This window comes from Streptomyces sp. NPDC043685, assembly GCF_056436585.1.
Window position 1 is genome coordinate 153,769 of the sequence record NZ_JBWKCH010000013.1, and the last position, 23,490, is coordinate 177,258.

A 23,490-nucleotide genomic window follows, 5' to 3' on the forward strand; every position below is an offset into this window, starting at 1 on the left:
GCGGGAGGCGGACAGATGGCCGTGAAGGACCGGGACCGGTTCTCCACCGCGACCAGGATCCGGTTGCTCGGCGAGCAGACCGCGGCCCGGGTCTACCGCTCCCAGACCAAGCGCCAGGCCCGGCGCTCGCGGCTGACCGGCCGGGCCGCGCTGCTCGCCCTGGTGATGTGCTCGCTGATCGTGGCCCTGGCCTACCCGATGCGGGAGTACGTCTCGCAGCGCGCCGAGATCGACGACCTGCAACGCGAACAGCGGCAGGCCCGCGAGCGCGTCGAACGGCTGCGCGACCTGAAGGCGCGCTGGCAGGACGACGCGTACGCCGAGCAGCAGATCCGGCAGCGGTTGCACTACGTCATGCCGGGGGAGACGGGTTTCATCGTCGTCGACCCGCACGCGGCGAAGCAGTCGCGCACCGACCTGGGGGCGGCCGACCGCCCCTGGTACTCGAACGTCTGGGACGGGGTCGACAAGGCCGACGCCTCCGACCGGTGACCCGGCCCCAGCCAGTGCCCTGAACCCAGAGAAAGACAGCCTGAAGACAGTCATGGAAACGCCCCCGCCGACCACCCCGCGCACCGAGCCCACCGACGCCGACGTCGAGGCCTTCAAGCAGCAGCTCGGCCGGCCCCCGCGCGGGCTGCGCGCGATCGCGCACCGCTGCCGGTGCGGACAGCCCGACGTCGTGGAGACGGCCCCCCGCCTGCCCGACGGCACGCCCTTCCCGACGCTGTACTACCTGACGTGCCCGAAGGCGAACTCCGCGATCGGCACGCTGGAGGCCAACGGCGTGATGAAGGAGATGACCGAGCGGCTGGCCTCGGACCCGGAGCTGGCGGCGGCCTACCGGGCGGCGCACGAGGACTACATCCGGCGCCGTGACGAGATCGAGGAGCTGAAGAACTTCCCGAGCGCGGGCGGCATGCCGGACCGGGTGAAGTGCCTGCACGTCCTGGTGGCCCACTCGCTGGCCGCCGGGCCGGGCGTGAACCCGCTGGGCGACGAGGCGCTGGCGATGCTGCCGGAGTGGTGGCGCAAGGGCGCCTGCGTGACGACCGCCGAGGAGGCCGCCCAGTGACCCGTGTCGCCGCCGTGGACTGCGGTACGAACTCCATCCGGCTGCTGGTCGCCGAGGCCGACCCCGCCACCGGCGAGCTCGTTGACCTGGACCGCCGGATGACCATCGTCCGGCTCGGGCAGGGCGTGGACCGCACGGGCCGGCTCGCCCCCGAGGCGTTGCGGCGGACCTTCGCGGCGTGCCGCGAGTACGCCGGGATCATCAAGGAGCACGGGGCGCAGCGGCTGCGGTTCGTGGCGACCTCCGCCTCCCGGGACGCCGAGAACCGGGACGAGTTCGTGCGCGGGGTGCTGGACATCCTGGGCGTCGAGCCCGAGGTGATCACCGGGGACCGGGAAGCCGAGTTCTCCTTCACCGGCGCCACCAAGGAGCTGGCCGGGGGCGACCACCTGCCCCGGCCCTACCTGGTGGTGGACATCGGCGGCGGCTCGACCGAGTTCGTCGTGGGCGACGACCGGGTCCGGGCGGCCCGCTCGGTGGACGTCGGCTGCGTCCGCATGACCGAGCGGCACCTGGTCCGGGACGGCGTGGTGAGCGACCCGCCCTCCGAGGAGCAGATCTCGGCGATGCGGGCCGACATCGAGGCCGCGCTCGACCTCGCCGAGCAGACGGTTCCGCTGCGCGAGGCCCGCACGCTGGTCGGCCTGGCCGGCTCCGTGACGACCGTGTCGGCGATCGCGCAGGAGCTGCCCGCGTACGACTCGCAGGCCATCCACCACTCCCGGGTCTCCTACGACCGGGTCCGGGAGATCACCGAGTGGCTGCTGCGCTCCACCCACGCCGAGCGCGCGGCGGTGCCCTCCATGCACCCGGGCCGGGTCGACGTGATCGGGGCGGGCGCCCTGGTGCTGCTGTCGATCATGGAGCGGATCGGTGCTCGGGAGGTCGTCGTCAGCGAGCACGACATCCTCGACGGCATCGCGTGGTCGATCGCCTAGCCCGCTTCTGAGCAGGCATGGATCACGAATGAGCGCCTCCCGGGGGGTCGCGGAGACCCCCCGGCGACAGCCCGTCGGAAAAGTTCGTGAAGTTCTTCACAAGGAATTCGGCCCTCCCGGGCGACCAGAGGGGCCCCGTTGACCCGTCCGGGGGCTGAACAGCCCTTTGAACATGTTCAGAAGCATGGTATGGAGGGGTCCGGGGAGGGGTCCGCGAGGGCGTCCCGGGAGGGCCTCACTCGAGCCCCTCGGGCGCAGAGAGGCAGCTCACGCGGCATTGACAACGGTCCGGGGTGCACAAACGCTCCCGGTTGTCACCATGATGTGGATCACGTGGGCGGCGGAGGATAACACACACCCCCTCCGAGCTTGTGAAGGGGCGCACGAGCCACCCCCCTGAGACGGGTGGATACTCGATGGCATGAGCACCACGGAGCGTCCCAGGATCCTCGTAGTAGGCGGTGGGTACGTAGGCCTGTACGCAGCTCGGCGCATCCAGAAGAAGATGCGCTACGGCGAGGCGACCGTCACGGTCGTCGACCCCCGGTCGTACATGACCTACCAGCCCTTCCTCCCCGAAGCCGCCGCCGGCAACATCTCCCCGCGCCACGTCGTCGTCCCGCTGCGACGCGTGCTGCCCAAGGCGGAGGTCCTCACCGGCCGGGTCACCACCATCGACCAGGACCGCAAGGTCGCCACGGTCTCCCCGCTGGTCGGCGAGGCCTACGAGCTGCCCTTCGACTACCTGGTGATCGCGCTCGGCGCGGTCTCCCGCACCTTCCCGATCCCCGGCCTCGCCGAGCAGGGCATCGGCATGAAGGGCATCGAGGAGGCCATCGGCCTGCGCAACCACGTCCTCGAGCAGCTGGACAAGGCCGACTCCACCACCGACGAGGAGATCCGCCGCAAGGCGCTCACCTTCGTCTTCGTGGGCGGCGGCTTCGCCGGTGCGGAGACCATCGGCGAGGTCGAGGACATGGCCCGCGACGCGGCGAAGTACTACAAGAACGTGTCCCGTGAGGACATGCGCTTCATCCTGGTCGACGCCGCCGACAAGATCCTCCCCGAGGTCGGCCCCAAGCTCGGCAAGTACGGCAAGGAGCACCTCGAGGGCCGCGGCGTCGAGGTCTACCTGTCCACCTCCATGGACTCCTGCGTCGACGGCCACGTGGTGCTGAAGAACGGCCTCGAGGTCGACTCCAACACCATCGTGTGGACCGCCGGCGTCAAGCCCAACCCGGCCCTGGCCCGCTACGGCCTGCCGCTGGGCCCCCGCGGTCACGTCGACTGCGAGCCGACCCTCCAGGTCAAGGGCACCGACTACATCTGGGCCGCCGGTGACAACGCCCAGGTCCCCGACCTCGTCGGCCGCAAGGCGGGCAACGAGAACGCCTGGTGCCCGCCGAACGCCCAGCACGCGCTGCGCCAGGCCAAGGTCCTCGGCGACAACGTGGTGTCCGGCATGCGGGGCTTCCCGCAGAAGGACTACGCCCACGCCAACAAGGGCGCGGTGGCCGGTCTCGGCCTCCACAAGGGCGTCGCGATGATCGTCATGGGCAAGATGAAGATCAAGCTCAAGGGCCGTCTCGCCTGGTACATGCACCGTGGCTACCACGGCCTGGCCATGCCGACCTGGAACCGCAAGATCCGCGTCTTCGCCGACTGGACCCTCGGCATGTTCCTCAAGCGCGAGGTCGTCTCGCTCGGCGCCATCGAGACGCCGCGCGAGGAGTTCTACGAGGCCGCCAAGCCGGCCCCGGTCGCCTCCGCGCCGAAGGAGAAGACCGAGGAGAAGGCCAAGGCCTCCTGACCTCCGGTCGCACATCCGCCTGACGAAGGGCCTCCCGCCATCCGTGGTGCGGGAGGCCCTCCGGCGTCTTTTGCCCAGACATGACGCGTGCCGGGGACTGCGCCGAAGCCCCGCAGGTGTTTACGTGGTGTCGGACATTCCGGGATTCCCCTTCCCCAAGCTCTCGACTTCGCTCGAGCAGGGGGTACTCCTATCGGAGGTGTACACCATGGCAGACGCCGCGCAGCGGCTGCAGGGCCTCTTCACACAGCTGCTGGGAGCGCCGCTCCCGGTGCGCATCCGTGCCTGGGACGGATCGCAGGCGGGCCCGCCGGGCGCGCCGACCCTGGTCGTACGCCACCGCCGCGCGCTGCGCCGCCTGCTGTGGAAGCCGGGCGAACTGGGCCTGGCCCGCGCCTGGGTGGCGGGCGACCTCGACATCGAGGGAGACCTCTACGCCACTCTCGATGTGCTGGCCGGTCTCATCTGGGAGCGCGGCGAGGACGCCCGCACCCTCGCCCAGGCCCTGCGCGACCCCGAGGTCCGAGCCGCCGTGCGCGGCCTGGTCAGGCTCGCCGGGCCCCCGCTGCCGCCGGCCCCGCCCCGCGAGGAGGCCCGCCGCCCCCGCCGCCACCTGCACACCAAGCACACCGACCGACGCGCCATCAGTCACCACTACGACGTCGGCAACGACTTCTACGAGATCGTCCTCGGCCCGTCCATGGTGTACTCCTGCGCCTACTGGCCCACCCCGGACAGCACCCTCGAACAGGCCCAGCACGACAAGCTCGAACTGGTCTGCCGCAAGCTCGGTCTGAGACCCGGTCAGCGGCTCCTCGACGTCGGCTGCGGCTGGGGCTCCCTGGCCGTCCACGCCGCCCGCGAGCACGGCGTGCACGTCGTCGGCGTCACGCTCTCGCAGGAACAGGCCGCCTACGCCCGCAAGCGCGTCGCCGGCGAGGGCCTCACCGACAAGGTCGAGATCCGCGTCCAGGACTACCGCGACGTCCGCGACGGGCCCTACGACGCGATCTCCTCCATCGGCATGGCCGAACACGTCGGCGCCGACCGGTACCAGCAGTACGCCGAAGACCTGTACGGCCTGCTCAAGCCCGGCGGGCGCCTCCTGAACCACCAGATCGCCCGCCGCCCGCAGCGCGACGAGTCGGAGTACAGCGTCGACGCGTTCATCGACTCCTACGTCTTCCCCGACGGTGAACTCCAGCCGATCGGCAGCACCGTGGCCCGGCTGGAGCGCGCCGGGTTCGAGGTGCGCGACGTCGAGGCGATCCGCGAGCACTACGCCCTCACCCTGCGCCACTGGGTGACCCGTCTGGAGGCCGACTGGCAGCGTGCGGTGCGGCTGGCCGGCCCCGGCCGCGCCCGGGTCTGGCGTCTGTACATGGCGGCCTCCGCGCTGGCCTTCGAACGCAACCGCATCGGCGTCAACCAGGTCCTGGCCGTCCGCACCCCCGAGCCCGGGACGTCGGGACTGCCGCTGCGGGCCCGTACCTGGAACTGACGACGACGGAGGGTCCCTCTCCCCCCGTGGGAAAGGGACCCTCCGCCCGTGCGCCACCGCGTGGGGCTACTCCGCCTTGATGGCCTCCAGCATGTTCAGCCGCGCCGCACGCCGGGCCGGCCACAGCGCCGCCAGGACACCCACCGTCGCGGCCAGCAGCAGGAACACCCCCATCCGCGCCCACGGCAGGACCAGTTCGTACGTCGCCATCTTCGAGGCCAGCAGCTCCCCGGCCGCCCAGCCGAAGAACACGCCCAGACCGATGCCCAGCACCGCGCCGAACAGGGAGATCACCAGGGACTCCAGGCGGACCATCCGCTTGATGCCCTTGCGGTCCAGGCCGATCGCGCGGAGCATCCCGATCTCCTGCGAGCGCTCGAAGACCGACATGGCCAGCGTGTTGATGACGCCGAGCACCGCCACGATCACCGCCATCGCGAGCAGGCCGTAGACCATGTTCAGCATCAGCGTGAACATGCTCGCGATCTCGTTGGAGATGTCGTCCTTGGACTGCACCTTGATGGCCGGATTGGTGCCGAGGGCCTTCTCCAGCCGGTCCTGCACCGCGCCGGACGTGCCGTCGGAGGTCCTCACCATGACCTTCATGTTGTACGGGTCCGACGCGTGCGGGGCGAGGGTCTTCTCGTCGAGCAGGATGCCGCTCAGGAAGTCGTTGCTCTCGTAGGTCCCGGCGACCGTCAGCTTCTGCTTCTCGCCGTCCTCGTAGGAGAGGGTGAAGGCGGAACCGGCCTTCCAGCCGTTGGACTCGGCGGTCTCGCTGTCCACGACGACCCGCGTGCCGCCGACCTCGAAGGACCCCTGGTCGAGCTCGGGGCCGACCAGGTCGCGGATCGCGGCGCCGTTGACGCCGGTCACGTACTCGCTGCGCCCTTCGACGCGGGTCTCGGCGTTGAGCATCGGGCTGGTGGCGGTGACGTCACCGGCCTGCTCGAGCTTCTTCTCGACGTCCGGCGACAGCGGGTTGCCGTTCGCCATGGAGACCACGTAGTCGGCCTTGATCGACGCCGACGCCATCTTCTCGATGGCCTGCTGGAGGCTGCCCGCCATCACGGTCATACCGGTGATCAGGGTCAGGCCGATCATCAGGGCGGAGGCGGTGGCGGCCGTGCGGCGCGGGTTGCGCACCGAGTTCTGCCGGGCCAGCTTGCCGGAGATGCCGAAGGCGCGCAGGACCGGCGCCGCGGCGGCGATCAGCGGGCGGGACAGCAGCGGGGTGAGGATGAACACGCCGATGATCAGCAGCACCGCGCCGAAGCCCATCGGCAGCTGGCCGTCGGAGCCGTCCATGGTCGTGGCCACCAGGACCACCGCGATGCCCGCGGCCGAGACCAGGGCGCCCAGGGTGTTGCGCAGCACCAGCGACTTGGTCGTGGCCTTGGCATGCACGCTGCTCATGGCCGCCACCGGCGGGATCTTCGCGGCCCGGCGGCCGGGCAGCCACGCAGCGAGCATGGTCACCAGGATGCCGACCGCCAGCGCGGCGACGATCGTGCCGGGCGTGATGACCAGCGGCCCGTCGGGCACGGTCGCGTCGAACGTGCCCATCAGGGAGCGCAGTCCGGCCCCGATGCCGATGCCGGCGACCAGCCCGGTCACGGCGGCGACCGCGCCGACCACGAACGCCTCGATGAGCACCGAGCGCGTCACCTGCCGGCGGGAGGCGCCGACCGCCCGCATCAGCGCCAGCTCCTTGGTGCGCTGGGCGACCAGCATGGTGAAGGTGTTGGCGATGATGAACGTGCCGACGAACAGGGCGATACCGGCGAAGACCAGCAGGGCCGTCTGCATGCCGCTCATCGACCGGGCGATCATCTCCGCCTGGTCGTCTGCGAGTTGCCTGCCGGTGGTGGTCGAGACGGTGCCCTCGGGCAGTGCCTTGTCCAGCTCCGCCTTGAGCGCGGTCTGGGAGACGCCCGGCTTGGCCTTGACGTCGATCTGGTCGTACACGCCCGGCTTGCCCAGCAGCTTCTGGGCGGTCGCCGTGTCGAAGAGGGTGAGGCTGCCGCCGGCCGCGACGTTGCCGTCGTCGGTGGTGAAGATGCCGGTGATCCTCGGGGTCAGGACCGGGCCGTCGACGGACATCCGTACCGTGTCGCCGACCTTGTAGCCGGCGCGCTTCGCCGTCGCGGAGTCGATGAGGATCTCACCGGGGCCCTTGGGGGCGTGTCCGCCGACCAGCGGGTAGCGGGGGTCCTTGGCACCCCAGTAGTTGCCGCCCTGCGACTGGAAGCCCTGGCCGATGAGCTTGCCGTCCTTGTCGGCGATGGCCGTGAAACTCTGCACGACGCCGATGGCGGACGCGGCCCCGGGCACCCGCTCGCTCTTGTCGAGGGTGGCCTGGGTCAGCTCGTGGAGCTTTCCGACCTTGTCGCCCTCGGCTTCGTCGTAGTCCGCGGTCACGGAGACGTCGACCTGGTCGAAGCCCTTGGCGGAGCTCTTCTGGTAGGCGTCGGAGATGGTGTTGGTGAAGACCAGGGTCCCCGACACGAAGGCCACGCCGAGCATCACGGCGAGCACGGTCATCAGGAGCCGGGCCTTGTGCGCGAACACGTTGCGCAAGGCGGTACGGAACATGGGTTTTTTCTTCTCAGTCCTGTCGGTCCTGACGGGGATCAGCTGGTGCGGCCCTTGGCGTCGAACGCCTTCATGCGGTCCAGCACGGAGTCGGCCGTCGGCCGGTACATCTCGTCGACGATCCGGCCGTCCGCCAGGAAGATCACCCGGTCCGCGTAGGCCGCGGCCACCGGGTCGTGCGTCACCATCACCACGGTCTGGCCCAGCTCCCGCACGGAGTTGCGCAGGAAGCCCAGCACCTCCGCGCCGGAGCGCGAGTCGAGGTTGCCGGTGGGCTCGTCCCCGAAGATGATCTCGGGCCGGGAGGCCAGTGCCCGGGCCACGGCGACGCGCTGCTGCTGACCGCCGGAGAGCTGGGACGGCCGGTGGGCGAGCCGGTCCGCCAGGCCGACCATCCGGATGACGGAGTCCAGCCACTCCTTGTCCGGCTTGCGGCCCGCGATGTCCATCGGAAGGGTGATGTTCTCCAGGGCCGTCAGGGTCGGCAGCAGGTTGAACGCCTGGAAGATGAAGCCGATCTTGTCCCGCCGCAGCTTGGTCAGCTGCTTGTCCTTCAGCGAGCCGAGCTCGGTCTCGCCGATGCGCACGGACCCGGACGAGAAGGAGTCGAGACCGGCCACGCAGTGCATGAGAGTGGATTTGCCGGAACCGGAGGGGCCCATGATCGCGGTGAACTCGGCCTGCCGGAAGTCGACGGAGACCCGGTCCAGGGCGACCACCCGGGTCTCACCCTGTCCGTAGATCTTCGACAGCTCCGTGGCGCGTGCGGCCACGGTCGTCGCCCGGTCGGCAAGGGGTGCGGTGGTCACGGGATGGCTCTCCTGTCGGACGGCTGTGCACGGGGAAGGTCGTGTTCCATCGTCCGGGTCCCGCGCCGCCGTGTAGTCACCCGTTGTTCCGGTTCCGAAGGCCGACTGCGGTCTGACCGCGCGGGGCAGTGTCATACCTGGGGATGACGAACACCCCTGAGGGGCCCCTGCGTCCGGAACGAATGCTTCCAGGTGTCGAGAACAGGTGGAGTGCCCTCGTTCAGGCGGTGAAATTCCGTCATTCCGCATACGCGGCCGATCGCCGCACGCAAGGCTGTTGGCAAGTGCGGATGGCGTGTTCCGGGTGCTGATGCACCCTCAGACGTCAATAAAATAAGACAACATCGGTCCACGCTTCCGCTGTTCGGGGGACCTGTCCGGATAGTCTCGGAACCTCGATGCGGAGCCCACGGCCTGCCCGGATGGTGGAATGCAGACACGGCGAGCTTAAACCTCGCTGCCCCTTCGCGGGCGTGCCGGTTCGAGTCCGGCTCCGGGCACTTTCGCACGTATCACGCCGGGCCGGGGCGAGAAGGCCGGGTTCCCACTCCCTTATCCATGTGGCGTGGAATACGCAATTCAGCGCCGACCGGTATGCCGTCATAAGAGTCGGCCCAGCTTGAGCGTCACGCACCACAGGATCGAGGAGGCCATGGCGCGCACGGCTGCTGCTCGGGCCCATCGCGCGACCCGGCGGAGGCCCGGCCCCCCGAAGGGCTGCACGATGACCAATTCGGCTTTTTCGAGGCCTATGTGAGTGGCCGTCACCTTCTCTCGGTAGTCTCGGCCGCGGACGTCTCCCCATCGCGGTGTCACCCGGGGCCTGTGCCGCAGGTCTCCGTGTGGGTCCGGCCCGGGTCGCGCAACCGGCAGACGCAACCGCCTTAAACGCGGTCAAGTGTGGGTTCGACTCCCACCCCGGGCACCAGCCGCCGGCGATTCGAGCGGTTCGCGGCGTGCCCGTTGACAGCGGCCGCACGCCGTCGGAGACTCGCAGTCACATGGTGAAGGAAATTTCACCTGACGAACAGGCGTGAGAAGGGGTCCCGATGCGCACCACCGTCGGCATCATCGGAGCAGGCCCCGCCGGCCTCCTCCTCGCCCGGCTGCTGCACCGCGCCGGCATCGAAGCGGTCGTCCTGGAGAGCCGCGACCGCTCCTACGTCGAGCGGCGGCAGCGTGCCGGCATCCTCGAGCAGGGCACCGCGGACGTGCTGCGCGCGGTCGGCGCCGGGGAGCGCATGGACCGCGAGGGACTGCGCCACGACGGCATCGAGCTCCGCTTCGACCGCAGGCGCCACCGCGTCGACTTCCCCTCCCTCACCGGCGGCCGGTCCGTGACGGTCTACGCCCAGACCGAGGTGTGCAAGGACCTCATCGCCCTCCAGCTCCGGGAGGGCGGGCCCCTGCTCTTCGAGGCGGAGGCCCTGGCCGTGGAGGACGCCACGACCGACGCCCCGCGCGTCCGCTTCCGGCACGAGGGCCGCGAGGACGTCCTGGAGTGCGCCTACGTCGTCGGCTGCGACGGCTTCTGGGGCGTGGCCCGCACGGCGATCCCCGCCGGACTCGCCCGGGTCTTCGAGCGGACGTACCCCTTCGGGTGGCTCGGCATCCTCGCCGACGTGCCGCCCTCGCACCACGAGCTCGTCTACGCCCGCCACGACCGCGGTTTCGCGCTCCTGTCCATGCGCCCGCCCGTCACCCGCCCCCACCCTTCCAAGGAAGCCGCTTCGCTCCCCATCGAATCCTTCGTCTCCCGCCTCTACCTCCAGGTGCCCCACGGCACCGACGCCGGGGCGTGGAGCGACGAGGAGATCTGGGACGAGCTGGAGCGCCGGTTCGAGACCGCCGACGACTGGCACCTGGAGCGCGGCCCGATCACCCAGAAGTCGGTCACGCCGATGCGCTCCTACGTCCATGAGCCCATGCGGCACGGCCGCCTCTTCCTCGCCGGCGACGCGGCGCACATCGTCCCGCCGACCGGGGCCAAGGGCCTGAACCTCGCCGTCGGCGACGTCGTGACCTTCGCGCGCGCCCTGATCCACCAGCAGGAGACCGGGTCCCCGGAGCTGCTCGACGCCTACTCCGCCACCTGCCTGCGCCGGGTCTGGCAGGCCGAGCGCTTCTCCTACGACATGACCACCCTCCTGCACCGCGCCCCCGGCGCGACGCCCTTCGAGGACCGGCTCCAGCTCGCCCGGCTGGAGCGGATCGCGACCTCCCGGGCGGCCGAGACGGACCTGGCCGAGGCGTACACGGGCTTCCCCTTCGGATGAGCCGGGAGTGACCCCCTGCGGTGAGGGGAATCACCAAGCCACGTAGCGTGTTGCGCAGCACGACGAGGGAAAGATCCTCCCCAAGCAGTAGGGTCATTCCTTTGCCTACCTATTACTCTTGAGCCAAGGCCGCGCCTGGTGGCCATGGAGGAGTGAAATGAGGAGCAGAAACCCGGTCTTCTCGCGACGGGGGTTCAGCCGCGACAACGGCTACGCGGGCTTCAACACCGCGCCGCAGGCCGGGGGTCCCGCTGTCGCCACCCAGGGCAACCCGTACGCCCAGCCGACGGGTAACCCCTACGCGCAGAACCCGTACGCGCAGAACCCCTACGCCCAGCAGGACCTGCAGTACGGCGCGCCGCCGCAGGCCCCGGCCACCACCGGCCGGATGACCATCGACGACGTCGTCCTGCGCACGGCGAGCACCCTCGGCGTGCTCATCCTCACCGCGGCGCTCTCCTGGGCCCTGCTGCCGGTCGACGACGCCAACATCAGCCGGAGCTACGGCATCGGTATCGGCGCCGCGCTGATCGGCATGGTCCTGGCGTTCGTGCAGTCCTTCAAGCGCAAGGCCTCGCCCGCGCTGATCCTGACGTACGCCGCGTTCGAGGGTGTCTTCCTCGGCGTCGTGTCCAACATCGTCGACAACCGCATCGCCGACGGCGCGGCCATGCAGGCCGTGATCGGCACCATGGCGGTCTTCACCGGTGTGCTGATCGCCTACAAGGCCGGCTGGATCCGCGTCAACCGCCGCTTCTACGGCTTCGTGATGGCGGCCGCGCTCGGCTTCATCCTGCTGATGGCCGTGAACCTGCTGTTCGCGGTGTTCGGCGGCGGTGACGGCCTCGGCTTCCGCAGTGGTGCCCTCGGTGTCGTCTTCGGCGTCATCGGCATCATCCTCGGCGCCTGCTTCCTCGCCCTGGACTTCAAGCAGGTCGAGGACGGCGTCGCCTACGGCGCCCCGCGCGAGGAGGCCTGGCTGGCGGCCTTCGGCCTCACGCTGACGCTGGTCTGGATCTACATGGAGTTCCTGCGGCTCCTGTCGATCCTCAACAGCAGCGACTGATCTTCGACGGTCACAGCGCGAAGGGCCCCGGCTTCGGCCGGGGCCCTTCGTCGTCTGCGGGACGCCGCGCGCTAGAGGAGTTTGCGCGCGGCCCTCCTCAGGTCGTACTCGTGGACGATCGCCTTGGCGTGGCCGTACGCGAGGTTGTGTTCGTGCCGGAGCCAGCTGACCTTTTCCTCGAAGCGGAAGAGCGCCGGGCCGTCTTCGACGGTGCGCAACCAGTCGGAGATCTCACGACCGGTGCAGTGCGGGATGCGGGCGAGCATGTTGCGGTGGGTCTCTTCGGAGAAGACTTGGGACATCGGCGCCTCCGGACGCTGGGATGTAAGCCGGTCCTTCAGGTCACCGTGCCTGAGTGTTCGCCCGTTGGCAACAGTCCCGCTGCGGCGCGTACGCTCGCGGCGTGGTTGATACGACGCCTCTGACCCGTGCGGTGGAGCACTTCGCCGATCGTTTGAGGGCCGCGCCCCAGAGCCGGTTGCAGCGGGGCGCTGCCGCCGAGGCTCTGGAGCTGGCCAGGGAGCTGGCCCGCAGGGCACAAGTCCTCGAGGGCGAGGAGCCCCGGGAGATGCCGGATGCGGGCATGTTCGCAGCGGCAGATCAGATCACCGTGGCCGGGCATGATCTGGCCGTGGTGGTCCCCGGTGACGCCGACGTCGATGAAGCCGTGCGGTTGGTGGAGGAGGCGCAGAAGCGGGCGGGCGTCTGAGCTGCGTTCGCGGGTGCGGGTCGTGGCCGGTTGCTCGCGCAGTTCCCCGCGCCCTTGGCGGGGCGCTTCCTACAGGGACGCGATGACCCGGTCCGCCAGGATGTAGACGTTCTCCTCGCCGCACTCGAACGTCAGGGTGTAGGCGCCCGAGATGCCGGAGCCGCCCAGGAGGACCGGGGTGGCGCCCGCGCGCAGGGCCGCGGCGAGGTGCTCCGCCGTCTCCCGGTGGCCCGGCGTCATGCACAGGGTCGTGCCGTCGGCGAAGACGTAGACGTCCAGGGTGCCCAGCGGGCCGGGACGGACGTCCGTCAGCTCGACGCGGGAGGCGGCCAGCTCCTCCAGGGTGGCGACGGTGCGCTCGTGATCGTTCACGACCGGCGACTGCGTCGGCACGAAGTCCGGGTGGGAGGGGTGGCGGCGGCGGGCCGCGGCCAGCTCCGGGGACTCGCCGAGCGGTTCCTCGGTGTCCGCGCCGGACTCGGAGACCGGCTCGAGACCCGCGAAGTCGGCCTGGCGGGGCAGGAACAGATCGGTCTCGGGCAGGCCCAGCAAAGAGGGTGCGTCGGAGGCGTCACGGGCTTCCTGGGCGGCCCAGAAGGCCCGCGCCTCGGCCAGCTCCCGCTCCCGCTCCTCGGCGAGCGCCGCGGCGACGGCCGCACGTATCTCGTCGGTGTCGGCAGTGGTGCGGGCCGCGGGCAGCAGCGCGCGGGTGGTGGCGGCGCGGTTCTCGGCCAGCGCGGTGTGCAGGGCCGCGACCTGGCGGCGCAGCTGCAGGACGGTGCGCAGGACGGCGACGCCCACGGCGCCCGTGGCGGCCGTGGTGACCAGCAACGCGATCGGCATGGCGCTCACTGACGTACTCCCGGTTCAAAGTCGACCCCCGACTTCCTACATCAGCTTGAAGGGCGGACTAACCACCTGTCAGTGCGTAACGTCACGAAGCGGACAGAGCTTCGGTCTCGGGGGAGGGGGTGGGGCTGCTGTGACCTGCGGTTCTCCCCTGGCGGAGGGAGATAGGTCACATCCTGGGGGAGATTGGATCACAAAACAGCCCAGAACCCTGGTGTTTCCAGGGTTCTGGGCTCAAGGCTCACAGCGGGTGCTATAGCCGCTACGGTGTGCCGCTCAGCTGAGGCGTTCGATGACCATGGCCATGCCCTGGCCGCCGCCGACGCACATCGTCTCCAGACCGAACTGCTTGTCGTGGAACTGGAGGGAGTTGATGAGCGTGGTGGTGATGCGGGCGCCGGTCATGCCGAAGGGGTGGCCGACGGCGATGGCGCCGCCGTTGACGTTCAGCTTCTCCAGCGGGATGTCCAGGTCGCGGTAGGAGGGGATCACCTGGGCGGCGAACGCCTCGTTGATCTCGACCAGGTCGATGTCGCCGATGGTGAGCCCGGCGCGGCGCAGCGCCTGCTTGGTGGCCTCCACCGGGCCGAGGCCCATGATCTCGGGCGAGAGGCCGGAGACGCCGGTCGACACGATCCGGGCCAGCGGCGTGAGGCCGAGCTCGCGGGCCTTGGTGTCGGACATGATCACCAGGGCGGCGGCGCCGTCGTTGAGCGGGCAGCAGTTGGCGGCGGTGACCATGCCGTCGGGGCGGAAGACCGGCTTGAGGCCCTGCACGCCCTCCAGGGTGACACCGGCGCGGGGGCCGTCGTCCGTGGAGACGACCGTGCCGTCGGGCAGGGTCACCGGGGTGATCTCGCGCTCCCAGAAGCCGTTCTTGATGGCTTCCTCGGCGAGGTTCTGCGAGCGGACGCCGAACTCGTCCATGTCCTGGCGGGTGACGCCCTTGAGGCGGGCCAGGTTCTCGGCGGTCTGGCCCATCGCGATGTACGGGTCGGGCAGCAGGCCGTCCTCGCGCGGGTCGTGCCAGGAGGAGCCCTCGGACGCGGCGACCGCGGCGGTACGGGCCTCGGCGTCGGCGAACAGCGGGTTGTGCGTGTCCGGGAGGCTGTCGGAGTTGCCCTTGGCGTAACGGGAGACCGTCTCGACGCCGGCCGAGATGAAGACGTCGCCCTCACCGGCCTTGATGGCGTGCAGGGCCATGCGGGAGGTCTGCAGCGAGGAGGAGCAGTAGCGGGTGATGGTGCAGCCCGGCAGGTGGTCCATGCCCATCTGCACGGCGACGACGCGGCCGAGGTTGTGGCCCTGCTCGCCGCCGGGCAGGCCGCAGCCGAGCATCAGGTCGTCGATGTCGCGGGGGTCCAGCTCGGGGACCTTGGCCAGCGCGGCCTGGATGATCGTGGCGGTCAGGTCGTCCGGCCGCACGTCCTTCAGGGAGCCCTTGAAGGCGCGGCCGATGGGGGAGCGGGCGGCTGAGACGATCACGGCTTCGGGCATCACGGCTCCATTGACGTACCGGGTGGTCTGGCAGGGCTGTCTGGGAAGTTACCCGTACGTATCGGCCGGGGTCACGGGTGTCGCGGTGTGACCCTGACCGCAGTTTCCAAGCGCTTGCTTTGCGGCCTGCCCCGCGGCCCTCCTCAGCTCGACGGAGTCGCGGGAGCCGGTTCCTGCTCGGGTACCCGCCGGCGCCGCCGGCGCTTCAGCAGGGCCCAGGGGCCGCGCGGACCGCTCGGCATCGCCGCCGCGACCTCCGTGCCCGCCTCCGAGGCGGCCTCCGCCGCCGCCCGCGCCACCGGCAGGAAGCCCTCGCGGCGGGAGGCGTCCGGGCGCTCCTCCTCGGCGGGCCACAGGCCGAGGGCGGCGCACACGCTCGGCAGCACCGCCATCGCCGCCGTGGCATAGCCCTCGGCCGAGGGGTGGTAGCTGTCCGGGCCGAACAGCTCGCGCGGGTTCGCGGCGAACTCCGGGCCCAGCAGGTCGCCCAGCGACACGGTGCGGCCGCCCTGTTCCACGACTCCGATCGTCTGGGCGGCCGCCAGCTGGCGTGAGGCCCGTCTGGCCAGCCAGCGCAGGGGCTGGCGGACCGGCTCGATCGTGCCGAGGTCGGGGCAGGTGCCGACCACGACCTCCGCACCGGCCGTGCGCAGCCGGCGCACCGCCGAGGACAGATGCCGGACCGAGCGGGTCGGGGGCATGCGGTGGGTGACGTCGTTGGCGCCCACCATGATCACGCAGATGTCGGGCACCGCGCCGGGATCGGCCAGCACCAGGGCCACCTGGCGGTCCAGGTCGTCCGAGCAGGCCCCGGGGGTCGCCACCGTGCGCAGCTCCACCGGCCGCTCCGCCAGCGCGGAAAGGCCCGACGCCAGCAACGCCCCCGGCGTCTGGCCGCCCCGGTGCACGCCCTGGCCCGCGGCCGTGGAGTCACCCAGCATCGTCAGCCGCAGCGGTACCTGGCCCGGAACGGCGTACGTACGGCCGTACAGCCCGTCCGCGTGCGGCACGTGCGGTGACGTGCCGTTGCCCACGCGGCGCCGCGCCAGCTGCACCTCGGCCAGCACCAGTCCCACGGTGGCCGCTCCGGCCAGACCGATCCCGCCGCCGCCGTACGCGGCGCCGGCCGCGATCCGGCGGGCCACCCTCGCCCTCGACATGCTCGTCATGCGTCGCCGCCACCTCCTCGAACCCGTACACCCAGTGCTTGCCCCGTACAGCCCGTCGCCCAATCTCAACGGGGAGTGATCGACCGTCACGGACCACCGGCAGGCCCTAGGCTGGCGGCACCACTAGGACCACTTCTTTTGCGGCATCCGGAGACAACGGTGCAATTCCACGACTCGATGATCAGCCTCGTCGGCAACACCCCGCTGGTGAAGCTCAACAGCGTGACCAAGGGCATCAGGGCGACCGTCCTGGCCAAGGTGGAGTACTTCAACCCCGGCGGTTCGGTGAAGGACCGGATCGCCCTGCGCATGATCGAGGCGGCGGAGGAGAGCGGCGCGCTCAAGCCCGGCGGCACGATCGTCGAGCCCACCAGCGGCAACACCGGCGTCGGACTCGCCATCGTCGCCCAGCAGAAGGGGTACAAGTGCATCTTCGTGTGCCCCGACAAGGTGAGCACCGACAAGATCAACGTGCTGCGCGCGTACGGCGCCGAGGTCGTCGTGTGCCCGACCGCCGTCGACCCCGAGCACCCGGACTCGTACTACAACGTCTCCGACCGGCTGGTCCGTGAGACGCCCGGGGCCTGGAAGCCGGACCAGTACTCCAACCCCAACAACCCGCTCTCCCACTACCACTCGACCGGCCCCGAGCTGTGGGAGCAGACGGAGGGGAAGATCACCCACTTCGTGGCGGGCGTGGGCACCGGCGGCACGATCTCCGGGACCGGCCGCTACCTCAAGGAGGTCAGCGACGGCGCCGTGAAGGTCGTCGGCGCCGACCCGGAGGGCTCCGTCTACTCGGGCGGCTCCGGCCGGCCCTACCTCGTCGAGGGCGTCGGTGAGGACTTCTGGCCGACCGCCTACGACCGGACCGTCGCGGACGAGATCGTCGCCGTGTCCGACAAGGACTCCTTCCAGATGACCCGCCGCCTCGCCAAGGAGGAGGGCCTGCTCGTCGGCGGCTCCTGCGGCATGGCCGTCGTGGCCGCGCTGGAGGTCGCCGAGCGGCTCGGCGAGGACGACGTCGTGGTGGTGCTGCTGCCGGACAGCGGCCGCGGCTACCTCAGCAAGATCTTCAACGACGAGTGGATGGCCGACTACGGCTTCCTGGAGGACACCGGCCCCAGCGCCCGTGTCGGCGACGTCCTGAACGACAAGGAGGGCGACCACATGCCCTCCCTCGTCCACATGCACCCCGAGGAGACCGTCGGCCAGGCCATCGAGGTGCTGCGCGAGTACGGCGTCTCGCAGATGCCGGTCGTCAAGCCGGGCGCCGGCCACCCCGACGTGATGGCCGCCGAGGTCGTCGGCTCGGTCGTCGAACGCGAGCTGCTGGACGCGCTGTTCAGCAAGAGCGCCTCGCTCGACGACCCGCTGGAGAAGCACATGTCCGGCCCGCTGCCGCAGGTCGGCTCCGGCGAGCCCGTCGCCGACCTGATGGCCGTGCTCGGCAAGGCCGACGCGGCGATCGTCCTCGTCGAGGGCAAGCCGACCGGTGTGGTCAGCCGGCAGGACCTGCTGTCCTTCCTCGCCCGCACGGGGAAGTGACGGCCAACCCGCGGTGAACTGCCCGTGAACCGGGTGAACTTGCGGCGTCCGTGATCTTCGCGGACTTCGCGGAACCGGTACGCGGGTGTCACGTCCGCGCAGCACCCGCTTAACACGGGTCCTGCACATTGGAGGTGTCGGCAGGGCGGGAGCGGCTCCCCGCCCCGGCCGGCGCCGAACGGCGTCACAGGACCTCCGGAGCGGCTCCCGGACCTCCACGGACGCCATGGACGCGCAAGCCCGGCCGGCCGGCCGGACCCGCGTCCTCCGCGGGGACCGCCGTCGTCCCGCCCCCCGTCACCGGGGGTGCGGCGGTCCCCGCGCATCTCCTCCACGACCGTTCAGCCGGTGCCGGGGTCTCCCGCACGCGGCGCTCAGTCCTCCCAGTCGCTGGTGCGAGCGGACCTGCGGCGGCCGAACAGGTTCGGGTCGGTGCGGATCGCCTGGACGACGTTGACGCCGACGATGCCCGCCCAGGCGACGAGCAGTCCGGGCAGCCGGGCCACGCTCCCGCCGATGGCCGACAGCGGTATCGCGAGGACCAGGGAGACGATCCCGAAGCCGAACCGCTCGGCCCAGGAGTCGGTGACCCGCGGCGACCGGGAGTCCCGGGCGTTCTGCAGCTGCTGCTCGGCGAGCTGCCGGCGCACCCGGCGCTCCACCGTGCCGTCGATCCGCTGGTCGACCTTCTCCAGGAACGAGTCGACCAGTGCCGACTCGTACTCCTCGCCCAGATCCCTGCGGGCGTGCAGGGTGGCGTCGAGTTCCTTCTTCAGGTCGGTGTCCCGCGCGTCCATTCCCGTCATGCCGTCCACGGTAGGAAGGGGCGATGCCGCCCGCACTGGGGTTAGCCCCCCTGTGCGCCGGGGGGTTCCCGGCCGGCGCCCCGGCTGAGGGCCGTCGCCGAAGATGACAGTTGGAGCAGGTTCGCGCCGCGGTGACTTCTCCTGTTCCCCGTAGGTAGTGGTTCAACGATCAATAACTACTGCTGTCCCGTGTCTGTCCGGAGTTTCGGGCGGTAATTTGGTGGAGAAAAGCCCAAAAGGAGGGCGATTCGATGGCGTGGTTCGCGTGGCTGCTCGCCGCCGCAGCGCTGGGTGTCGCGGAGTTCTTCACTCTGACCCTGGTCTTCGGGCTCCTGGCGGGTGCCGCGGTGGTCGCCGCCGTCGTCGCCGGTGTGGGCGTCGGCGTGCTCGGCCAGTTCGTGGCCCTCGGAGTCGCGGCGGTCGCGGGCCTTCTCGTCATCCGACCTGTCGCGCTGCGGCAGATGACACAGCCACCCCTCACACGCGACGGCAGCGACGCGCTGATCGGCAAGCGGGCCGAGGTCATGCAGGAGGTCACCGCGACCCGTGGCCTGATCAAGCTGTCCGGCGAGGAGTGGTCCGCCCGCGCCTTCGACGAAAGCCACGTGATCCCGGTGGGAGCGCTGGTGGACGTCATGGAGATCGAAGGCGCCACGGCCATCGTCTACCCCCGAGAGCTACTTCCGTGAACGGCTAACGCACAGCTACGGAGGCACTGTGGATCCAGTTGTTGTCCTCGCCCTCGTGGCGGCCGTCGTCGTCGTCTTCCTCGTGGCCTCCAGCGTGCGGATCGTCCCGCAGGCGCGCCGCTACAACGTCGAGCGGTTCGGCCGGTATCGCCGCACGCTGCAACCCGGCCTGAACCTGGTCGTGCCCGTGGCGGACCGCATCAACACCAAACTCGACGTGCGCGAGCAGGTCTACTCGTCCGACCCCAGACCGGTGATCACCGAGGACAACCTCGTGGTCAACATCGACACCGTCCTCTACTACCAGATCACCGACCCGCGGGCGGCGGCCTACGAGGTCGCCGACTACCTGCAAGCGATCGACCAGCTCACCGTGACCACGCTCCGGAACGTCATCGGCAGCATGGACCTGGAGGAGACGCTCACCTCGCGCGAGGAGATCAACTCCCGGCTGCGCGCCGTCCTCGACGACGCCACCGGCAAGTGGGGCATCCGGGTCAACCGGGTCGAGATCAAGGCCATCGATCCACCGCACACCATCAAGGAGGCGATGGAGAAGCAGATGCGGGCCGAGCGTGACAAGCGGGCGGCCATCCTGCACGCCGAGGGCGAGCGGCAAGCCAAGATCCTCACCGCGGAAGGCACCAAGCAGAAGGACATCCTGGAGGCGCAGGGCACGCAGCAAGCCATGATCCTGCGGGCGGACGGTGAGGCGAAGGCGGTGGAGCTCGTCTTCCAGGCCGTCCATCGCAACAATGCCGACGCGAAGATCCTGGCCTACAAGTACCTGGAGACGCTCCCGCACCTGGCCAGCAGCGACAACAACACGTTCTGGGTGATCCCGGGGGAGCTGACCGAGGCGATCCGGACCGTCACCACAGCATTCGGCGGCCAGTCGGCGGCGCAACCGCAGGAAGCAGCCGGCGCCGGCGCCGACCACACGTCGGCCGAAGGCGGGACCCCAGAACTCGACGCGGGCTGGACGGCTTCGCTCGACGCCGCCGCGGCGGCCGACGAGGCCGGAAAGCAGGCCGCCGCCGCTGTGAGCGACGCCAAAGCCGAGGCGGAGGCCGCGAAGTCACCCCAGACACCGCGCCGGGGGCAGACGTCCGGCGACGTCTGAGCCCACCCCCCGGGTGACGGCACGGCGCCCGTCAGGTCATGTCCCGTCGGATTCCGTGCGCTGGTAGATGTCGGGGATGCCGTCGGCGTCCTCGTCGAGGTTCTCCTCCGCGTACAGGCGCCGGTATACGGCGTTCCTGCGTCGCAGGAGCACGGCGGCCAGCAGGGCGGGGATGAGCGAGGCGATCAGGACGGCGGCCTTGACGTGCTCGCCGACGGCCGTGCCGGGGAAGGCCAGCTCGCCGATGAGCAGGGCGACGGTGAAGCCGATTCCGGCCAGGGCCGCCAGGGCGAGGACGTCGGCCCAGGCCAGGTCCGGGTTGAGCCGGGCGCGGGTGAAGCGGGCGGCGAGGCAGGTGCCGGCGAAGATGCCGATGATCTTGCCCGCGACCAGACCGAGGATCACGTGTCCATGCTGCCGCCGCCGGCCGCGATCGTGGCGGCGTAGAAGGCAGCGGGTACGGCCATGCCGCACACGGCGGCGATGACCGGCAGCGCGGCCGTCGCCGGGGTGCGCAGCGAGCCGACGACCAGCTCACGTTTCAGCTCGATCCCGGCGACCAGGAGCTCGGCGACGTAGTCGGGCGAGGCAGCGGGAGAAGGGGGTACACACGTGGCCTGGGAATGATCGCGTCTGGCAGGAGGTCGCAGTGACGCTTTCGGACGTGGTCTACGTCTGTCTGGGCGTGGGGGCGCTGGGTGCGGCCGTGCTGCCCCGGGTGGTCTCCAAGCGGCCGTTGTCCCTGCCGATGGTCTTCCTCGCCGCGGGGGTCCTGATCGAGTTGCTGCCGGTGGGGGTACCGAGTGTGGATCCCGTTCGTCATCGGCTGTGGGTCGAGCACACCACCGAGGTGTGTGTGATCGTGTCGCTGATGGGCGCCGGGCTCGCCATCGACCGGCCCTTCGCATGGCGCCGGTGGTCGACGACGTGGCGGTTGCTGGGCATCACGATGCCGCTGACCGTGGCGGTCGTCGCCCTGCTGGCCTGGGGGCTGCTGGACTGGCCGCCCGCCGCCGCCCTGCTGCTGGGCGCCGTGCTCGCGCCCACGGACCCCGTGCTGGCCGGTGAGGTGCGCGTGGGCGAGCCGCTCGGTACCGAGCGGGACGAGGACGAGGTGCGGTTCGCCCTGACCAGCGAGGCGGGGCTGAACGACGGGCTCGCCTTTCCGTTCGTCTACGCGGCCATCGCCCTGGCCGCGGCGGCCGGGACGGGGTGGTCGGCGGACTGGATCGGTTCATGGGCGCTGACCGACCTGCTGGGCAAGTGCGCTGTCGGGCTGGCCGTCGGGGGCGGTGTCGGCCGGCTGCTGGGGTGGATGTTCTTCCGGGTGCGTACGTCGGCGCTGCGGCTTTCCGAGCACATGGAGGGTTTCGTGGCGCTGGGAGCCACCTTCGTGTCGTACGGCATCGCCGAGGTGCTCCACGGCTACGGCTTCCTGTCCGTGTTCGTGACGGCCTGCGTCATCCGGGCCGCCGAGCGCAGCCACGGCTATCACCAGGTGCTGCACGAGTTCACCGAGCAGATCGAACGGCTGCTCACGGCCGTGCTGCTGTTCCTGCTCGGCGGATACCTGGTGGACGGCGCCCTGTCCGCCCTGACGTGGGCGGGCGCGGTCGTCGGTGCCCTGGTGCTGCTGGTCGTACGGCCGCTCACGGGGTGGCTGGCGCAGGCACGCACCGCCGTGGCGAAGAAGGAGCGTGCCGTGGTCGCCCTGTTCGGGATCCGGGGCATCGGTTCGCTGTTCTACCTGTCCTACGCGCTGGGGCAGGACTCCTTCGGCGGCCTGGAGCGGGAGCTGTGGGCCGTCGTGGCCCTCACCGTGGTGATCTCGGTGGTGCTGCACGGCGTCATGGCGACCCCGGCCATCGGCTACCTGGACCGGCGACGCGCCAGGGCGGAGCTCGGCGGCCGGACGTAGGCGGTTGTCCGTGGGCCGTCGGTCTGCGTCGCCGTCGCTGATCTCGCCGGCCTCGCGGGCGCGGACGAATTCCAGGAAGGAGGGTTGAAGACCGACAGCAGGAAGAGCGCGGAGTCGGCGAGGCTGATCAGCGAGTCGTCGGGGCGGAGCCGGGACCGGCCTCGTTGGAGAACGCGGCGCGCTGGAAACCGATGATCAGGGCGCCGAGCACACCACCGGCGACGCCGTCGGCCTCGAAGGCGCCCTGCCACGAGCACGCCACCTCGGGCAAGGTGAAGCTCGTACGGCTCGCCGACGGCTCCCATGTCGTTCGGCTCGAGGACCTCGACACCAGCAACGGCCCATATCTGCGCGTGTGGCTGACCGACGCGCCGGTGAAGGAGGGACGGGCCGGCTGGCACGTCGGCGGGCCGGTCCAGCAGTCGTGCTCCGATCACCGCGGTCTGCAGCATGGAGCGGTGCGCCGCACAAGCTTGGTCGCTAGCGCTGCCCCACCGCGCTGGTGACCGCGGATCGCCCCGTAATCCGGGTCACTGCTGTGGGGCGTGGCCCATCTCCGCGGTGAAGACCGTGGGGTCGCTGTCGAAGCCGCGGACCATCTCGTGGAACTCCCAGGCTCCGGAAGTATCCCGGGTGAACTCCGCGACCGTCGCCGCGGTGGATCCCGAGAGCTGGGTGAAGTCGTCCTTGAGGAGCTCCCTGTACCCCTCGACGACCAGTACGCCGGCGTTCGAAAGGTCACCGAAGGTCTTGGGGCCGGTGTTCTGGTGGATCGCCACGCCCACGACCACCCGTGCGAAGGAGGAAGCGAGGCGATCGAGCTCCAGGGTCATGACCTCGACGTAGCCGAAACCCTGACCGGTCTGGCTGTGCCGGCCCATGTTGATGGTGCCGTCCGGTGAGCGGCTGTCGAAGTGGACGACGTACACGGGCCGGCCGTAGGGGGCATCCGCCGAGTAGGTCGTGGCGATGATGTCGAGATGGTGAGATGGCTGGTTCCAGGGACTCGGGTCCCACTTGAGCCGTACCTCGACCTTGCTCACACTCTGAGTGCCGCTGTTCACCGGATTGCTGCCTCTCCCGAGTCACGTCACCACGGGATGGCCCCGCAT

Annotated in this window: 21 protein-coding genes, 2 tRNA genes and 3 pseudogenes; 15 read left to right on the forward strand and 11 right to left on the reverse strand. The window is 70.4% G+C overall.

The genetic code is table 11. The features are described 5' to 3' along the window. Positions 1-15: 15 nt before the first annotated feature. The 5 genes from AC0665_RS34695 (at position 16) to AC0665_RS34715 (ending at position 5,324) form a co-directional block, all read left to right on the forward strand. Entirely contained in the window at positions 16-492 is a 477-nt protein-coding gene (locus AC0665_RS34695; RefSeq protein WP_390986857.1) for an FtsB family cell division protein, read from the forward strand. 52 nt (positions 493-544) lie between these two features. After that, positions 545-1,075, forward strand: coding sequence for a DUF501 domain-containing protein (locus tag AC0665_RS34700; RefSeq protein ID WP_478706541.1), 531 nt, complete (start codon positions 545-547; stop codon positions 1,073-1,075). After that, positions 1,072-2,013 carry a Ppx/GppA phosphatase family protein gene (locus tag AC0665_RS34705; RefSeq protein WP_478609752.1) on the forward strand — a complete coding sequence of 314 codons (942 nt, stop codon included), beginning with the start codon at positions 1,072-1,074 and terminating at the stop codon, positions 2,011-2,013. The genes AC0665_RS34700 and AC0665_RS34705 overlap by 4 nt, the downstream gene beginning before the upstream one ends. 421 nt (positions 2,014-2,434) lie before the next feature. Continuing rightward, positions 2,435-3,823 (forward strand): NAD(P)/FAD-dependent oxidoreductase, encoded by a 1,389-nt coding sequence (locus tag AC0665_RS34710; protein ID WP_363119413.1) that lies wholly within the window; start codon positions 2,435-2,437, stop codon positions 3,821-3,823. A 208-nt stretch (positions 3,824-4,031) separates the two neighbouring features. Continuing rightward, entirely contained in the window at positions 4,032-5,324 is a 1,293-nt protein-coding gene (locus AC0665_RS34715) for a class I SAM-dependent methyltransferase (RefSeq protein WP_468636615.1), read from the forward strand. A gap of 66 nt (positions 5,325-5,390) precedes the next feature. Here AC0665_RS34715 and AC0665_RS34720 read toward each other — a convergent pair whose 3' ends face one another. Together AC0665_RS34720 and AC0665_RS34725 are read right to left on the reverse strand one after the other, a co-directional pair. Then, positions 5,391-7,919, reverse strand: coding sequence for an ABC transporter permease (locus tag AC0665_RS34720; RefSeq protein ID WP_478706542.1), 2,529 nt, complete (start codon positions 7,917-7,919; stop codon positions 5,391-5,393). Positions 7,920-7,957: 38 nt separating this feature from the next. Beyond that, positions 7,958-8,728 (reverse strand): ABC transporter ATP-binding protein, encoded by a 771-nt coding sequence (locus AC0665_RS34725; protein ID WP_478609760.1) that lies wholly within the window; start codon positions 8,726-8,728, stop codon positions 7,958-7,960. 416 nt (positions 8,729-9,144) lie between these two features. On the opposite strand from AC0665_RS34725, the gene AC0665_RS34730 reads away from it, so the two are divergent. The 4 genes from AC0665_RS34730 to AC0665_RS34745 all read left to right on the forward strand — a co-directional run bounded on the left by AC0665_RS34730 (position 9,145) and on the right by AC0665_RS34745 (position 12,070). Continuing rightward, positions 9,145-9,228: transfer RNA gene (locus AC0665_RS34730), tRNA-Leu, on the forward strand. Positions 9,229-9,579: 351 nt separating this feature from the next. Then, positions 9,580-9,656: transfer RNA gene (locus AC0665_RS34735), tRNA-Leu, on the forward strand. Between the two features lie 121 nt (positions 9,657-9,777). Continuing rightward, the gene (locus tag AC0665_RS34740) at positions 9,778-11,004 is read left to right on the forward strand and encodes a 4-hydroxybenzoate 3-monooxygenase (protein ID WP_478609763.1); all 1,227 of its coding nucleotides are present in this window, start codon (positions 9,778-9,780) and stop codon (positions 11,002-11,004) included. Between the two features lie 157 nt (positions 11,005-11,161). Continuing rightward, a complete protein-coding gene (locus tag AC0665_RS34745) occupies positions 11,162-12,070 on the forward strand; it encodes a Bax inhibitor-1/YccA family protein (RefSeq protein WP_363119418.1) in 909 nt (302 codons plus the stop codon). Between the two features lie 71 nt (positions 12,071-12,141). Here the strand turns inward: AC0665_RS34745 and AC0665_RS34750 are convergent, their stop codons facing one another. Beyond that, entirely contained in the window at positions 12,142-12,372 is a 231-nt protein-coding gene (locus AC0665_RS34750; RefSeq protein ID WP_361303610.1) for a DUF4287 domain-containing protein, read from the reverse strand. A gap of 101 nt (positions 12,373-12,473) precedes the next feature. Here AC0665_RS34750 and AC0665_RS34755 point away from each other — a divergent pair, with 101 nt between their 5' ends. Next, complete coding sequence (locus tag AC0665_RS34755) at positions 12,474-12,779, forward strand: hypothetical protein (RefSeq protein WP_468414299.1); 306 nt, start codon at positions 12,474-12,476, stop codon at positions 12,777-12,779. Between the two features lie 69 nt (positions 12,780-12,848). On the opposite strand, the gene AC0665_RS34760 is transcribed toward AC0665_RS34755, so the two are convergent. The 3 genes from AC0665_RS34760 to AC0665_RS34770 all read right to left on the reverse strand — a co-directional run bounded on the left by AC0665_RS34760 (position 12,849) and on the right by AC0665_RS34770 (position 16,294). Next, a complete protein-coding gene (locus AC0665_RS34760; RefSeq protein ID WP_468414297.1) occupies positions 12,849-13,631 on the reverse strand; it encodes a hypothetical protein in 783 nt (260 codons plus the stop codon). A 273-nt stretch (positions 13,632-13,904) separates the two neighbouring features. Then, positions 13,905-15,125, reverse strand: coding sequence for an acetyl-CoA C-acetyltransferase (locus tag AC0665_RS34765; protein ID WP_468414295.1), 1,221 nt, complete (start codon positions 15,123-15,125; stop codon positions 13,905-13,907). Between the two features lie 143 nt (positions 15,126-15,268). After that, positions 15,269-16,294, reverse strand: coding sequence for an SGNH/GDSL hydrolase family protein (locus AC0665_RS34770; protein WP_478706543.1), 1,026 nt, complete (start codon positions 16,292-16,294; stop codon positions 15,269-15,271). A gap of 159 nt (positions 16,295-16,453) precedes the next feature. Between AC0665_RS34770 and AC0665_RS34775 the strand changes: the two genes are divergently transcribed. Continuing rightward, positions 16,454-17,842 carry a cystathionine beta-synthase gene (locus tag AC0665_RS34775; protein ID WP_468414291.1) on the forward strand — a complete coding sequence of 463 codons (1,389 nt, stop codon included), beginning with the start codon at positions 16,454-16,456 and terminating at the stop codon, positions 17,840-17,842. Positions 17,843-18,216: 374 nt separating this feature from the next. On the opposite strand, the gene AC0665_RS34780 is transcribed toward AC0665_RS34775, so the two are convergent. Beyond that, on the reverse strand, positions 18,217-18,639 hold the full coding sequence (locus AC0665_RS34780; RefSeq protein ID WP_478706569.1) for a hypothetical protein: 423 nt from the start codon (positions 18,637-18,639) through the stop codon (positions 18,217-18,219). A 260-nt stretch (positions 18,640-18,899) separates the two neighbouring features. Between AC0665_RS34780 and AC0665_RS34785 the strand changes: the two genes are divergently transcribed. Together AC0665_RS34785 and AC0665_RS34790 are read left to right on the forward strand one after the other, a co-directional pair. Next, the gene (locus tag AC0665_RS34785; RefSeq protein WP_478609772.1) at positions 18,900-19,337 is read left to right on the forward strand and encodes an NfeD family protein; all 438 of its coding nucleotides are present in this window, start codon (positions 18,900-18,902) and stop codon (positions 19,335-19,337) included. A gap of 28 nt (positions 19,338-19,365) precedes the next feature. After that, positions 19,366-20,460 (forward strand): SPFH domain-containing protein, encoded by a 1,095-nt coding sequence (locus AC0665_RS34790; RefSeq protein ID WP_478609775.1) that lies wholly within the window; start codon positions 19,366-19,368, stop codon positions 20,458-20,460. A 36-nt stretch (positions 20,461-20,496) separates the two neighbouring features. On the opposite strand, the pseudogene AC0665_RS34795 reads toward AC0665_RS34790, so the two are convergent. Together AC0665_RS34795 and AC0665_RS34800 are read right to left on the reverse strand one after the other, a co-directional pair. Further along, positions 20,497-20,865, reverse strand: a pseudogene (locus tag AC0665_RS34795) (Na+/H+ antiporter NhaA); the annotation flags it as partial. After that, positions 20,862-20,978: a Na+/H+ antiporter NhaA gene (locus tag AC0665_RS34800; RefSeq protein WP_478609890.1), complete on the reverse strand. Its 117-nt coding sequence runs from the start codon at positions 20,976-20,978 to the stop codon at positions 20,862-20,864. The pseudogene AC0665_RS34795 and the gene AC0665_RS34800, both read right to left, overlap by 4 nt. A gap of 131 nt (positions 20,979-21,109) precedes the next feature. Between AC0665_RS34800 and AC0665_RS34805 the strand changes: the two genes are divergently transcribed. Then, positions 21,110-22,378 (forward strand): cation:proton antiporter, encoded by a 1,269-nt coding sequence (locus tag AC0665_RS34805; RefSeq protein WP_478609778.1) that lies wholly within the window; start codon positions 21,110-21,112, stop codon positions 22,376-22,378. 139 nt (positions 22,379-22,517) lie between these two features. Here AC0665_RS34805 and AC0665_RS34810 read toward each other — a convergent pair. Next, positions 22,518-22,625, reverse strand: a pseudogene (locus AC0665_RS34810) (alanine:cation symporter family protein); the annotation flags it as partial. On the opposite strand from AC0665_RS34810, the pseudogene AC0665_RS34815 reads away from it, so the two are divergent. After that, positions 22,624-22,782: pseudogene (locus tag AC0665_RS34815) on the forward strand (DM13 domain-containing protein); the annotation flags it as partial. The pseudogenes AC0665_RS34810 and AC0665_RS34815 sit on opposite strands and share 2 nt — an antisense overlap. A 126-nt stretch (positions 22,783-22,908) precedes the next feature. Here AC0665_RS34815 and AC0665_RS34820 read toward each other — a convergent pair. Then, positions 22,909-23,442, reverse strand: a complete 534-nt coding sequence (locus tag AC0665_RS34820; RefSeq protein ID WP_478609781.1) for a TerD family protein — start codon at positions 23,440-23,442, stop codon at positions 22,909-22,911. Positions 23,443-23,490 lie beyond the last annotated feature (48 nt).